The sequence below is a fragment of the Desulfococcus multivorans genome (assembly GCF_001854245.1).
GTDB classification, from domain to species: Bacteria; Desulfobacterota; Desulfobacteria; order Desulfobacterales; family Desulfococcaceae; genus Desulfococcus; species Desulfococcus multivorans.
The window spans coordinates 1,778,144-1,790,906 of sequence record NZ_CP015381.1; the positions used below are offsets into that span (position 1 = coordinate 1,778,144).

At 57.7% G+C, this 12,763-nt stretch carries 14 protein-coding genes; 4 read left to right on the top strand and 10 right to left on the bottom strand.

The features are described from left to right. Positions 1-16: 16 nt before the first annotated feature. Positions 17-670, bottom strand: a complete 654-nt coding sequence (locus dmul_RS07670; protein WP_020875950.1) for a hypothetical protein — start codon at positions 668-670, stop codon at positions 17-19. A 379-nt stretch (positions 671-1,049) separates the two neighbouring features. On the opposite strand from dmul_RS07670, the gene dmul_RS07680 reads away from it, so the two are divergent. Next, positions 1,050-1,526: a hypothetical protein gene (locus tag dmul_RS07680; RefSeq protein WP_020875949.1), complete on the top strand. Its 477-nt coding sequence runs from the start codon at positions 1,050-1,052 to the stop codon at positions 1,524-1,526. A gap of 13 nt (positions 1,527-1,539) precedes the next feature. Here dmul_RS07680 and dmul_RS07685 read toward each other — a convergent pair whose 3' ends face one another. From dmul_RS07685 to dmul_RS20190, 6 genes are all read right to left on the bottom strand, one after another. After that, positions 1,540-2,703, bottom strand: coding sequence for an ABC transporter ATP-binding protein (locus dmul_RS07685; protein ID WP_020875948.1), 1,164 nt, complete (start codon positions 2,701-2,703; stop codon positions 1,540-1,542). Between the two features lie 5 nt (positions 2,704-2,708). After that, positions 2,709-3,539: a carbohydrate ABC transporter permease gene (locus dmul_RS07690; RefSeq protein ID WP_020875947.1), complete on the bottom strand. Its 831-nt coding sequence runs from the start codon at positions 3,537-3,539 to the stop codon at positions 2,709-2,711. After that, positions 3,536-4,438 carry a carbohydrate ABC transporter permease gene (locus dmul_RS07695; RefSeq protein WP_020875946.1) on the bottom strand — a complete coding sequence of 301 codons (903 nt, stop codon included), beginning with the start codon at positions 4,436-4,438 and terminating at the stop codon, positions 3,536-3,538. The genes dmul_RS07690 and dmul_RS07695 overlap by 4 nt, the downstream gene beginning before the upstream one ends. After that, positions 4,435-5,778 carry an extracellular solute-binding protein gene (locus dmul_RS07700; RefSeq protein WP_020875945.1) on the bottom strand — a complete coding sequence of 448 codons (1,344 nt, stop codon included), beginning with the start codon at positions 5,776-5,778 and terminating at the stop codon, positions 4,435-4,437. Before dmul_RS07700 ends, dmul_RS07695 begins: the two co-directional genes overlap by 4 nt. Positions 5,779-5,904: 126 nt before the next feature. After that, positions 5,905-6,255 carry a DsrE family protein gene (locus dmul_RS07705; protein WP_020875944.1) on the bottom strand — a complete coding sequence of 117 codons (351 nt, stop codon included), beginning with the start codon at positions 6,253-6,255 and terminating at the stop codon, positions 5,905-5,907. Between the two features lie 153 nt (positions 6,256-6,408). Continuing rightward, positions 6,409-6,720 (bottom strand): hypothetical protein, encoded by a 312-nt coding sequence (locus dmul_RS20190; RefSeq protein ID WP_144016587.1) that lies wholly within the window; start codon positions 6,718-6,720, stop codon positions 6,409-6,411. 827 nt (positions 6,721-7,547) lie between these two features. Here dmul_RS20190 and dmul_RS07715 point away from each other — a divergent pair. After that, positions 7,548-9,311, top strand: a complete 1,764-nt coding sequence (locus dmul_RS07715) for an acyl-CoA synthetase (protein WP_020875942.1) — start codon at positions 7,548-7,550, stop codon at positions 9,309-9,311. Between the two features lie 92 nt (positions 9,312-9,403). Here dmul_RS07715 and dmul_RS07720 read toward each other — a convergent pair whose 3' ends face one another. Continuing rightward, positions 9,404-9,901 carry an FKBP-type peptidyl-prolyl cis-trans isomerase gene (locus tag dmul_RS07720; RefSeq protein WP_020875941.1) on the bottom strand — a complete coding sequence of 166 codons (498 nt, stop codon included), beginning with the start codon at positions 9,899-9,901 and terminating at the stop codon, positions 9,404-9,406. Positions 9,902-10,147: 246 nt separating this feature from the next. Between dmul_RS07720 and dmul_RS20455 the strand changes: the two genes are divergently transcribed. Both dmul_RS20455 and dmul_RS07730 read left to right on the top strand, forming a co-directional pair. Next, complete coding sequence (locus tag dmul_RS20455) at positions 10,148-10,567, top strand: MarR family winged helix-turn-helix transcriptional regulator (RefSeq protein ID WP_020875940.1); 420 nt, start codon at positions 10,148-10,150, stop codon at positions 10,565-10,567. Positions 10,568-10,646: 79 nt separating this feature from the next. Next, entirely contained in the window at positions 10,647-11,111 is a 465-nt protein-coding gene (locus dmul_RS07730; RefSeq protein ID WP_020875939.1) for a PaaI family thioesterase, read from the top strand. A 42-nt stretch (positions 11,112-11,153) separates the two neighbouring features. Here dmul_RS07730 and hgcB read toward each other — a convergent pair whose 3' ends face one another. Next, positions 11,154-11,438, bottom strand: coding sequence for a mercury methylation ferredoxin HgcB (hgcB, locus tag dmul_RS07735; protein ID WP_020875938.1), 285 nt, complete (start codon positions 11,436-11,438; stop codon positions 11,154-11,156). A gap of 90 nt (positions 11,439-11,528) precedes the next feature. Then, on the bottom strand, positions 11,529-12,731 hold the full coding sequence (hgcA, locus tag dmul_RS07740) for a mercury methylation corrinoid protein HgcA (protein ID WP_250697412.1): 1,203 nt from the start codon (positions 12,729-12,731) through the stop codon (positions 11,529-11,531). Positions 12,732-12,763 lie beyond the last annotated feature (32 nt).

The window sequence follows — 12,763 nt, forward strand, 5'->3', positions numbered from 1 at the left end:
GGTCAACCTTCCATTTCTACAGCCCTCTGGGTATCAGTGGTATTTCCATACGAGCCTTCCTTCCTTCACCGGCATAGTCCACCACCAGTGCTTTGGGATTCGGAATGTTCGGCAGAAAGGCGCTGCCTTCCACCGTGCCTCCGGGTGCCAGTTCGACGTTCTTCAGAATGCGAAACATGAATTCACGTCTGGCCTCGGCCGTCCTTCCGGCAGAGGAGGTTGTCCTGGCGTTGGAAAGAACGCTCAAGACGGTTCCGCCGCAGGGCACGAAGGTGGCTGCCGCTATGCCGGCCGCTTTTCCGGTGACATCGCCGGCCACCGAAGTGATGACATTCGGGGGGGAGGTGATTTGTTCGTAGATCCCGGCGGAATCCACGTAGCGTCCCGTTCGATTCAGTAGCTTGACGTTTTGCACCGTGAGAATTTCCGGGCTGCGATTTTCGATTTCCATAATATACTCACGCCAGCCGGGATCCCTGATGAGCGTATTGTCATCGCCCGGCTCAGCGATTCTGATCAAGGCCGCCGCCAGGTCGACAGAAGCCATCCGGACCAGCGTTACCCTTGTCTCGCCGCCCGACGCCAATGACGCCTTTGATCCGGTACAGCCGGGGAGCATTGAAATGAGGGTGATAACGGACAGGATAAAACAGGCACGCACTGAAATCATGATTCCTTAAACCAGAAAATACACCCCGTGGGGCATCAGAGATACAGCACCAATCTGCCGGACTGTAAGGCTGAATCCAACCCTATCATGGAAAATCCCGCCCCGCCATCGTTAAAAAAAATCCAATACTGGAAGAAGGTTTTATTGTCAATGCCGACCACGATCGGGCGTTTCGAAAATCCGTTTTGCCGACGGTGTCCCCGGATGGACGGCACTTGGGTGCGCAGATGACGCTTGAGAACGGCGAACGCGCAACCATAAAAGGGTGACATTATACCTTGACAGGTTTCGGCCGGGGTGCCAAGGAAGTCGCATGATATCAACAGGGTGGTGCGGCGATTTCGGAAAAACGGAAAAAGCGATGAGGAGAAATGCATTGGTGAAACGATGGACGGCGTTGGCCGTGCTGCTGGTCGTTATAGCGGTGACCGTATCGTGCGGGACGATTCTTTACCCCGAACGTCGTGGACAGAAGATGGGCAGGATCGACGCCGGTGTCGCGGTGCTGGATGGTATTGGGCTTCTTTTCTTTATCGTACCCGGCGTCGTTGCGTTTGCAGTGGATTTTGCCACCGGCGCCATATTCCTGCCGGGGAGCCGGGCCGGTCTGGATATCCGCCCCCGGGATCCCGAGGCGTCCAGGGTGATCGTAAAAGTCCGGAGACCGGTCACCCGTCATCAACTGGAGACGCTGTTGTCTCGGAGAACCGGACAGGCGGTGGTGCTGTCGGCGCCTGGGGTGACGGCGGCCAGGATGTCCGGAGAAGATGCGTTTGTCTGGGGGGCCGTGGCCGACATCATGACACCGGAGCAGTTCTCCTGTTTTGACGATGGCCCGATGGTGGTGATGCGGTGACTGGGTTGCCGCATCATGGATGAAAAGGACATCCAATGGCCTTGCCGTCGGGGGCAAAAAAGTGAAGGTTGCCGGAGTTGATGCTGAGGCGCAGGGGCTCCCCGTGCCGTAATGGCCGGTGGCCCCGGAGTACGGCGGAAAGGATCGGCGTTTCCGTGACGGCGGTGAATGGGGTTTGGGCGTCGAATGCGACCGTGGTCACTTCGGCGGCGGCGTGGAGAATGGTTTCATGACCCAGGGATTCGGTGGCCCGCACCGCCGCCGGGATGCCGGCGTCATCGTGCTCATCGGCGAGAGAGATCCCTTCGGGGCGGATGCCGACGAGGAGCTCTCGGCCGATCCATGCCTCGAGGGTCGGACATCGGGAAAAAATATCGTCGGGCAGGGCCAGCCTGAACCTGTTTATTCGGGCGGCGAGGCCGTTGTCGTCGGAAGCCAGTTCAGCCCGGAGAATGTTCATGCCCGGGCTGCCGATGAAGCCGGCCACAAAGACGCTGGCGGGGCGCTCGTAAAGCGCTTGGGGCGGCGCCGTCTGCTCGAGTTTTCCAGACCGCATCACTGCCACTCGTTGCCCCATTGTCATGGCTTCGACCTGGTCGTGAGTGACGTAAAGGGTGGTGACCCTGAGGCGTGCCTGAAGGGCGGCGATATCGGTTCGGATCTGGATCCTCAGCCGAGCGTCGAGGTTGGAGAGCGGTTCGTCCATCAGGAAGACGTCGGCGTCGCGGACAATGGCTCGGCCCATGGCCACGCGCTGGCGCTGGCCCCCGGACAGGGTTTTCGGCCGCCGGTCCAGCACCGGCGAGAGGCCGAGCATCTCAGCCGTTTTCGAAACCCGCCGTGCAATTTCCCTGCGCGGCAGCTTCTGCATCCGCAGCGGGAATTCCAGGTTTCGGCGGACCGTCATGTGGGGATATAGGGCGTAGTTTTGGAATACCATTGCCACATTGCGTTGCTGGGGCGGCAGGTCGTTCACCACCCGGCCGCCGATGCGGATTTCGCCGTCGCTTACCATCTCAAGCCCCGCCGCCATGCGGAGCACCGTGGATTTCCCGCATCCCGACGGCCCTACCAAAACCAGGAATTCACCATCCCGAACCTCAAGATCCAGGTGGTCGACGACCGGGGTCTCACCGTCATAGTATTTCTTCACCTGGTCGAAAACGATCGATGCCATATGCTTCAACCTTTAATGGCTGAGGCGGCAACGCCGCGTACGAAGCCGCGCTGAAAGATCAGGAATATCGCGATCACCGGTGCCGCCATCATCACGCCAAAAGCGAGGATGTCGCCCCACGCCGGCGGGGGGAGGGTGTGGAAGGCGGCGATGGCCACCGGTAGGGGACGTACCCGCGGGCCGATGGTGATCATCATGGGCCAGAGATAGGACCCCCACCAGATCAGAAACGACAAGATCGCCGCAGCAGCGAACGCCGGCCCGGCATTGGGTGCGATGATTCCGAAGAATATGTGCAGCGTACCGGCGCCGTCGAGGCGCGCCGCCTCCTCCAACTCCCGGGGCAGGTCGATGAAGAAGGTATAGAAGAGAACGATGGAGAAGGCGTTGGCGATGAAGGGCAGAATTTGAGCCGTATAGGTGTCGCGCAGGCCGAGGATGGATACGCCATAGAAAAGGGGCACTGCGATAGCCTCGAAGGGAAGGATCATGAGCGCCAGAACGAGATTGAAGCAAAGCTCGCGGCCTCGCCAGCGGAGGCGCGCAAAAGCGTATGCGGCCATGGAATTGACGATCAGGCCGCAGACGACGATCGTGCCGTTGATAAAAAGTGAGTTGAACAGAAATCGGAGAAAGTCGGTGCGAGCGAAGACGTCTGCGTAGTTCTTCAGGGAGGCGTCCGTCGGTATGAAGGCGGCCGTGGTGCCGGCCTCCACCAACACCCGATCGTCCGGCTTGAAGCTGCCCGCCGTCATTATGGCCACCGGCGCCAGAAAGAGCAGGGCCGCCGTCGTGAGCGTCATGTACGTCAGTGTCGGCGCCAGGATCCGCTTCATTCCGTTTCCCGTTTCGGATGCGTCAACCGTCTCTGAACCCATGTTACCCCCATCACCAGGACAAAGAAGACCACGGTCATGGCGCTGGCCCGGGCCACTTGCCGGCGGGTGAAGACGGCCTGGACCATTTCGTACATCACCGTGGTGGTGGCGTTATCCGGGCCCCCGCGCGTCATGATCTGCACCTGGTCGAACAGTCGGAAGGCGAGGATGGTGGTGATCATCATGACGAAGAGGAGAGGATTTCGCAACTGGGGCAGCGTGATATGCCGAAAGCGATGCCAGACCCCTGCGCCGTCCAGGGCAGCGGCTTCATAGAGGGCTTTTGGAATTCCCTGGAGACCGGCGAGGAGGATCACCATCTGAAACCCCGATCCCTGCCATATGGAAAGAAGCATGATGGACGGCAGCGCCAGGACGGGATCGCGCAGGAAATCCCGGGCCGTCCATCGGCCGCCGGTGAGCAGATGCAGAAACGCGTTCATCATTCCTTCAGGGCCGGGGGCGTAAATCAGTATCCAGACGACTGAAACCAGCGACATGGGAAAGACCACGGGCATGAAGAAGATGGCCCGGAAAACGACAGTGCCTCGAACACCCAGGTTCACGATCAGGGCAAGACCCAGGGCCAAAGCCGTCTGCAGCGGCACCACCGCCGATGCGAAAACGAAGGTGTTGGCGAGGGCGCGGTTGAAATCAGGATCGGTGAAGATACGCTGGAACTGCTTGACGCCGACAAAAGTGATGGGGAGGGGGGAGCCGAGGCGCAGATTGGTGAAGGAAAAGACCAGCGCCGCTATAAAGGGCGTGAAGATGAAAAGGATCAACCCGAGCATGGCCGGGCCTGCCATGATCAGCGCGGCGGGGGTCTGTTCGCCGAATCTGAAACGTCCTCTCATCGCATTGCTTCCTCCCGGCCTCGACCGATCAGTGGATAGCCCTGGTTGTCCTCGATCTCGAGGTCGATCATCCGGGCCGCCCGGTCAAGGGCCGCCTGGACATCCCCGCCGCTGCGGATGCGGTCGAAACTCTTTTGAAAAGCCGCCGTGATTACCGGATAGGCCGGCGTGCGGGGTCGCGGGATCGCGGCACCCGTTTCAAGCTGCTCGACAAAGATATGCAGCGGCCCGCCCGGTCGGTAGTCGCGGGATCGCGACACGGCGGATCGGGTCGCCGGGACGGCGCCGTTTGCGCGGGTTATGGCGAGCACCTCCTCCGGGCGCAGCAGAAAGGAGAGAAACCGCGAAGCGGCCTCGGGATTCAGACTGTCAGCCGTGACGGCCCAGCTCCAGGATCCCTGTCCTGTTCGGGGGCCTCGACCGAAATCGGGCAGGGGCAGCAAGAGCAGGTCCCGGCCGAGGTGTTCACGGTATTGGCTCCAGTTCCAGTGTCCGCCCATGGCCAGTGCCGTCCGGCCCGTGATGAAGGCGGCATCATCGATGTTGGGGTCGACCCGGCCACTGATGATCCAGTCCTGAACGATCGTCATGGCCCGAACCGTCTCGGGGCCGTTGAGGATGCCCGTCGCTCGGCCGCTGCCGTTCCTCTCGACGAGGTCGCCGCCCGCCGACTGGATAAGCGGTGAAAAAGCATAGGTATACCATTCGCCTGCGTAATTGAGCTTCAGGTCAAGGACCTGTCCGTCCGGGTCATCGGCGGCCAGCCGATCGAGAATCTCGGTGAATTCAAGAGAAGTCCAGGGCCGTGCAGGGGTGGGAATGGGAATTCCGGCTCGGGCGAGGCGGGTGCGGTCGGCATAGAGTCCAAGGCCGGAATCGAAGGCGCCCACCGACCAGAGGCGGCCGTGGTACGTTCCCTGGGCGATGATGGATGGGATCAGGTCGGAGAGCAGATGCGGGGTCAGCAGGCGATCCACCGGTTGGAGTCGTCCCTGCCAGACATAGCCATAGAGGAATGGCCCGTCGAATTCCAGCAGATCGGGCAACTCGCCGGCTGCCGCGGCAGCCTGTACCTGGGCGTTGTAACTGCCTTCGGGAATCAGGGTCAGGCGGACCCGAAGATCGCGATGGGCTGCATTGAATCGGAGGACCTGATCCACGAGTGTGCTGCGTTCCAACTCCTGGCCTGCGTGGGCCCAGGCATCGAGGACGGTATTGCGTTCAGGCGCGGTCGCATCCCCGCATCCCGATATCATCGCTATATATGCCAGAAGAAAAAGGCGCGGCAACGGACCTGCAAGCGCGAGGCGCGCGGTGATGTTTCGGATGCTCCAATGCATGGTCGGGGTCCTATCGATAGACCGCTTCAGCGGAGAATTCGCCTTGAATCACGGACCATCCCGGGGCGACATCGATGCATAATCGTGCCGGGATGGTCCATCCGAAGCCTGTGACGGGGAGGAAGATCAGAAATTGAACACCTTTGCTTCAACCGCCATGTCGATGAGATGCGGCCCGCCGTCCAGCAGCATATTACTGAAGAATTTGGATTCGTCGAGTCCGCGATTCTTGGCGCAGGGGGTGCAGATGCCGGTGGCGACTTCGTTTTCCACCAAATAGGGAAGATAGTCCGCCGGGCAGTCCCCCGTGGCGGTCTTGAGGGTCAGGTCCCTGTCCTTGTTGGCCCACATGACGCCGCTGTCGATGAAAAACATGTCGACATGATGTCCCTTGGAATGGGCAATTCTGGCGAACTGAAAACACCGGGTTGCCTTTTCGTTGTCATCTTGACTCAATACGAATAAAAACTTGACCATGGGTTTTTCTCCTTTCTGATTTCCATACCTCGTTTAAACTCATTTACTCAACTTTCGACTTTCACAGGCCGTATCTTTCCGGTCATCGTCATGAAAGTCGAAAGTTGAATCATTTAATTCCGAAACGGCGAAAGCGGAATTTTTCCCCGAGTTCTATTTCAGAAACGGGATGTCACCATCGCGGAAAATCCGCTCCTTGATCATACTCGTATCGACGGGTAAGCGAAAGATATCGCTGATCAATTCAACGACATTGCCCAAACGGTTTTTATAAACGTGAAAATTGAAATCCTTCAACCGGATGTAAAACCCGTCGCTTACCGTCGGCACCGTTTCGAGGCTGATGTGGCAGGCGTCATCCATCGAATAAGATCCGGCGCAGTGGTGGATCAGGAGATAGAAGCAGGCGGCCGACATGTATTTCGAATCGGTTTGTCGATACAGCTCGGGATAAAATCGAGACACATGCAGGTCTTTTGCGATGGGACTGTATGAAAAGATCAGCGCGGACGAAATGGTTTCTGTTGAAAAACGCTTTTCGATAAAATATTCGATACAAGACCCTTCTTTGACAAAGGACAGTGAAAAGTTTTTAAGGAAAATGGGAACCTGCGTTAGCATGAATCCTGATTCGCATCGCATTTTCGGAGCTGAAATCGCCATATCACCCCCTCTTCAAAGGCTGACGTGACAGCCGCCTTCCCATCCGGCGGTTGCAGAGGCCGAACTTCCCGGTTACCCCGGTCTGAATCGATTATATCTGCCTCAACTTTCATAGGCCGGTGCCGGAAGGATACGGCCTGAAGTTGAATATCTGTATAATAATTTTCAATATCTCATTGGCGGGCGGTCGTCAACAGTCGGATAGACCATTTGCGTTCGGATTTGTTACCCAAATGGCTTTTCAGAATCTGCAATGCCATGTTTACAGATAAAATTGGCCTGATACGGAGGAACGCGCAACCCATGAGGCGTTAAATCGACATCCGAGGCCGGAAAATGGCTTTGGGCGCCCCATGTTGGAAACGGAAGCGTCAATCACCAGAAAATAATGATTGACAATTAAATGAATGGCAATTAAAGGAATAGCATAATCAAACAACCAACCGACCGCTCGCTCAGAATTTTTCCCAAGGGCACCATCGGCGGGAGAACGACCTGAATTCTAAAGCGTACAGGGTCGATAAAGCCCTGTAAAGCGGTATTTTTTGGGGGCCTCGGTCAAAATCGGAAAGAGGTCTGAATCGTTATCACGGAAGACAGTGGGCTAACAACTAAAATGGAGGAAGGGTATGTCGTTGGAAAATTTTTACAGAGATGCAATGGCGCTCAACACCATCGCAGACATGGAAAAAAGGAAAGAGGCCGCAAAGGCTTTTTTTGAGAAGCTGAACCAGACCACTCTGCCCGAAAAATTCAACTGGGCCGCGGAAATTTTCGAAGGGGTGCATGTCAAGGAGCGGGGTGATCAGCTCGCGCTGATCTGGACGGATCTCGACACGGACGCCGAGCGACAGTTCACCTACAGAGAACTGGCGGAAAATGGAAATAAGTTTCTTAATTTCATCAGAAAAAAAGGTGTCGCAAAGGGCAACAACCTTTACATGCTGACGCCGATTGTTCCCGAAACCTGGTTTGCCTCCTTTGCAGGTATCAAAGGGGGGTTGGTGTCGGTGCCCACGGCCACCACCATGACGGAAAGGGAGATTCAGTTCCGCTTCGAGTCCTACAAACCCGATGTCATCGTTGCCTTTGAAGGCCTGACCCAGTTGGTGGACGATGCCTTGGTGAAGGCGAACTGCACGCCCAAGGCCAAAATTGTATTGGGGAAAAAGGATGGATGGGTGTCTTATGAAGAAATCAGCGCCGAATCCGGCACGGCCGATGCCGCTGATGTCGGCAAGGACGACGTCCTGTTCTGCTTTTTTACCTCGGGCACCACGGGGCTTCCCAAACGGGTAGGCCACAGCGCTACCTCCTACCCTGTCGGGCACCTTTCGACCGCGGTCATCCAAGGGCTTGAACCCGGCGGAATTCACCACAATCTGAGCGCTCCCGGGTGGGCCAAATGGGCATGGAGCAGCTTTTTTGCCCCACTCAATATCGGAGCCACCGCAACCGGTTTTGCCTTTACGGCGCTGGACCCCGAAAAATACGTCGCCACCATCGCCAAGTACAAGGTGAATTCCTTCTGTGCACCGCCCACCGCCTGGCGCGCCTTCGTCCGTCTGGACCTCTCCAAATACGATTTCAGCGCCATCAAATACTCCCTGAGTGCCGGCGAACCCCTGAACCCCGAGGTGATCGACCGGTGGAGTAAAGCGACCGGGACCGAGATCAGGGATTTCTACGGCCAGACCGAATCGACAGCCATGATCGGAAACCCGCCCTGGATGGAAGGCAAGATGCGCTTTGGCTCCTTTGGGTATCCTTCAGACATGTACGACGTGATCCTGACCGATGACGAAGGCAACGAAATCACCACCCCCGACGAACCCGGCCACATTGTGATCCGCCTGAGCCGGTGGCGGGCACTGGGCCTCTTCCAGGAATACATCGACGACCCCGAAAAAACCCATGGCGCCTTCAAGGGCAGCATGTACTTTACCGGCGACAAGGCGTCCTTTGACAAGGACGGGTACTGGTGGTTCGTCGGCAGATCCGACGATGTCATCAAATCCTCCGATTATCGCGTGGGCCCCTTCGAGGTGGAAAGTGCGCTGATCGAGCATCCCTCCGTCATGGAGGCCGCCGTCGTGGGTACTCCCGATCCTACACGATATCAACTGGTCAAGGCTTACGTGATTCTGAACAAGGGTTACCAACCCTCCAGGGATCTTGCCCTGGAGCTGTTTCAGCACACCATCAAGGTGCTGGCGAAATTCAAAATTCCGAGAATCATCGAATTCGTCGAAGAGTTGCCCAAAACCATCAGCGGTAAAATCCGGAGGGTGGAACTGAGGGAAGACGAAGAAAGAAAGAAAAAGGGGGAATCGGTTTCTCCCAACGAATACTTCTATCATCAGTTCCCTGAACTGAGCTCCAAGAAGAAGTAAGCGGAGCTGGTAAGACTTTTCACCCGGAAACGGCGTTCGCTGGTATCGCGAGCGTCGTCTCCGGGTGATTTCTGTTGCAGGGTTTCAGCGGTTCAGCAGCTGCACCCCGAACCGCACTCGCAGTTCGACCCGCATCCGTGGGGCTGCTGCGTGGGGGTGTCGCTGATGCCCACCACCTCGACGGCGAAAGTCAGGCTCTCCCCGGCGAGGGGGTGATTGAGATCGAAGGTCAGGTTCTCGTCGTCCATCCGGACAAGCCTGGCCGGTATCTGCTGTCCCTGGGGCGTGGAAAAGGTTACGGTATCGCCCACTTTCGGGGAGACGCCTGCCGGAAGATCGGCCCGGGGAAAGTCATGAACCCGGGTGTCGTCCCGATGGCCGTAGGCTGCTTCGGGCGGCAGGGTAAATGTCTTCTTCTCGTTCAACGACATGCCCATCACAGCATCCTCGAACCCCTTGATCAGCTGGCCTTCACCGGTCTGAAACTCCAGTGGCGCCCGCCCTTCACTCGTATCGAACACCTCTCCGTTTTCAAGGGTCCCCGTATAGTTTACGCTGATAAACATGCCGCTTTCGACTTTCTGCATCATTTTAGCTCCTTTGATTTGATGTGCAAATTCCGGAAAAGATATGGCCGAATCACGACAAGTCAAGTTTTTGATCCGCTTTGTGGGATGAGCCCAAGCCGAATCGATGCAGACGGTCCGGCATCGATGTTGATTCGAAGTGTTTCGACACGTCGCGGTGTCAATCGATTTTTTCTTGACGAAAACGGATGGTTATCCTATAAGGCTTGTGTGCAAACTAATTATATCGATTATAGAGACAGGATAACGGTGAAACCTCACGAATGCATTTTTTTTCAACTGGCCAAGGCTGGTCAGGCCGGTGCAAGGCATTGGAGTGACTGCGTCGCCGGATTCGGCGTGACAGCGGTTCAAGGAATGGTGCTTGCGTTTTTGGCGGATGAAGACGGCGTATCGTCGGGCAGGCTGGGCAGCCGAGTACAACTCGACAGCGCCACCCTCACCGGGATTATCGACCGCCTCGCCCGTGCAGGTCTTGTGGAACGACAGGCTGATCCCGACGACCGTCGGGCGATACGGATTTGCCTCACCGGAAAAGGTCGAGATGTGAGCGACAAGATCGGTGCTCTTGTGGAGCCGGAAAACCGTTCCTTCCTGTCGAACCTGACCGATGAAGAAGAGATGATTTTCCGGATGCTGCTGCGCAAGCTGCTATCCCCCCGCGGCTGATCTGCACATCAGGAATTTTCAGGTGCTAAAATTTTGTATGCAAGATAAGTGTGTCCAATATTATCAAAGCGGAGGGCGAATGCCAAAACCGAATCCGGAATACATCGAGGAGTTGATTCATGTGGTCAAAACCAGCCCGTTCCCCAATCATATGGCCATGTGGCTTTCGGCCATCGAGATCGACAGCGCCACGATCATGCTCGATACAGGCTCCTGCCATCTCCAGCCGTTCGGCATCGTCCACGGCGGCGTGCTGGCGACCCTGATCGACACCGCCACCTTCTGGGCTGTGTTCATGCGTCTCCCCGAAGACGCGGGTCTGGTCAACATCGATCTGAAGCTCAACTATCTGGAACCTGTGCTGAAGGGACGCTTGACGGCCCAGGGCCGAACCATTCGTTTCGGCAAATCCATCAGCTATGCCGAGGCCCGGGTTCTGGACGCCGACGGCCGTCTGGTCGCCCACGGCACCTCAACCCTGATGACCCTTCCGGGCAAGGGGTTGAAGCTGACGGCGAATAAATTCGTCGATGAAAGTTTTTGATGGCGAAGCTTTCGAAATCGACGGAATGGTGCCGGCCGGTCTTCAGCAGCATCGCGTCCCTGCTGATCCTTTGATGCGGTGTATCCAGGTCGAGATGATGTAGGCGGCACAGCCTACGCCCGGGGTGACTGCGATGGCTTTTGTGGGGCAGTTCCGCGCGCAGGCGCCGCACTCCATACAGGCGTCGATGTCGCGGATGACCGCCTGTTTTTCCCGCACCGTGAAGATGCGGTGAGGGCAGACCGTCTCGCACATGCCGCAGCCCACACACCGGCCCGTATCAAGCTCCAGGGTAGCGACACCGCCGATATATCTAAAATCTTTCATGCGTTGTCCATATCTGAAAATCCGTTGGATATCCGGATGTTGAAATCGTGTCGATTATGTCCGGCGGGTTTGCCGATTGTCAATTTCCGGCTACCCGAAAAACGGGGCTGCAAACCAGACTGCGACGGCGATCAAGCCGGCGGCGACTTGGGCCGGGATTGCCCTGCGCATCTCTTTTTCCACCCCCGAAGGGGAGGTGTAGGGCGTTGAACCGGTAAAGTTCATGGCCAGATAAGAGCCGACAGCGCCGGTCCAGAGCATCAGCGAAAGGGATTCCCAGGCGTCCAGCCTCCCGTTGAAAAGCCAGGTGTTCGCCACGCCGGCCACGATGCCGGCCAGGGCCCCGCTGATCCAAAACTCCCGCCAGGGAAAGTGGGGCAGGAGGAAAGGCACGATCACCGCCCCGGCCAGGATGCCGAAGAGCGTGGCGCACACGGCGGGGATTCCCCGGGAAAGGGCGGCATCCATAGAAAATATCCCCGGTCCGAAACCTGAGAGGAACAGGGTCGCGATGATGACGACGGCCAGCGCTTTTCGCAGCAGAAGGATCTCCACAGGCGTCAGGACGGCACGCTCCCGGAAGGTAAAGGTTACCGTCCGCATGGCCTGGTCGGCCGTTTTGCCCGCCTGAATGAAGGCGGGAATGTCGGCGGCCCGTATCGGGCCGTAGATGACCTTGAAACCGCAGATTTTCTTTACCTGGTGGGCGGCGATCCCCGTGGCGGAGAGTTGCGGCAGGATCAATTCCCGGTGGGAGACGATCTCTGCGAGCCGGGACCTGTTTACCCGGCGGACGACTTCTTCGGTGGAGAAGAGCCCTTTTCCGGCGGCGCACCATACATTGATCCCCCGGGTGTCAGCCGCCAGGATCCAGGCATCGAGGCCTCCCAGCTCTTTCCGGAGAGCGTCGAAGGTGAGCTTGTAGTTGGCGGTCATGAGCACCGGCGATTCCGGGCCGGGCGTTCCCACGCAGTAGAGACCGGGGACCACCTTGTAATTGTACCGCCCGATGCCGAGGCGAGTCTTGACGGTGCCGAGCTTGTCCCGGAGCGAGACCGCTGTTTCAACACGGGGAACGGGTCCTGCGGACGTCTCCACAAAACCGTCTACATAAGGCTCGATGACATACCCCGGCCGTTCATGGACCCCGGCCTCGGGGTCGGGCTTGGGGCCTCAGCAGGGCGCATCACCCGTCGGCGTCCCGAGGATGATCTGCGGTCCGCAGACATTCGGCCGTGCGTCGGGAGGAGCGACGAAAACAGGTCCCAAATCGGAATGTTTTGACTTATTCATGTATTCATTTCAGCTTTCGGTGTTCAGAAGCG

Bases quoted from the DNA above. Each gene is read 5' to 3' on its own strand.
- dmul_RS07670 (WP_020875950.1), bottom strand. From the start codon at position 670: ATGATTTCAGTGCGTGCCTGTTTTATCCTGTCCGTTATCACCCTCATT.
- dmul_RS07685 (WP_020875948.1), bottom strand. From the start codon at position 2,703: ATGGCATCGATCGTTTTCGACCAGGTGAAGAAATACTATGACGGTGAG.
- dmul_RS07690 (WP_020875947.1), bottom strand. From the start codon at position 3,539: ATGAAGCGGATCCTGGCGCCGACACTGACGTACATGACGCTCACGACG.
- dmul_RS07695 (WP_020875946.1), bottom strand. From the start codon at position 4,438: ATGAGAGGACGTTTCAGATTCGGCGAACAGACCCCCGCCGCGCTGATC.
- dmul_RS07700 (WP_020875945.1), bottom strand. From the start codon at position 5,778: ATGCATTGGAGCATCCGAAACATCACCGCGCGCCTCGCGCTTGCAGGT.
- dmul_RS07705 (WP_020875944.1), bottom strand. From the start codon at position 6,255: ATGGTCAAGTTTTTATTCGTATTGAGTCAAGATGACAACGAAAAGGCA.
- dmul_RS07715 (WP_020875942.1), top strand. From the start codon at position 7,548: ATGTCGTTGGAAAATTTTTACAGAGATGCAATGGCGCTCAACACCATC.
- dmul_RS07720 (WP_020875941.1), bottom strand. From the start codon at position 9,901: ATGATGCAGAAAGTCGAAAGCGGCATGTTTATCAGCGTAAACTATACG.
- dmul_RS07730 (WP_020875939.1), top strand. From the start codon at position 10,647: ATGCCAAAACCGAATCCGGAATACATCGAGGAGTTGATTCATGTGGTC.
- hgcB (WP_020875938.1), bottom strand. From the start codon at position 11,438: ATGAAAGATTTTAGATATATCGGCGGTGTCGCTACCCTGGAGCTTGAT.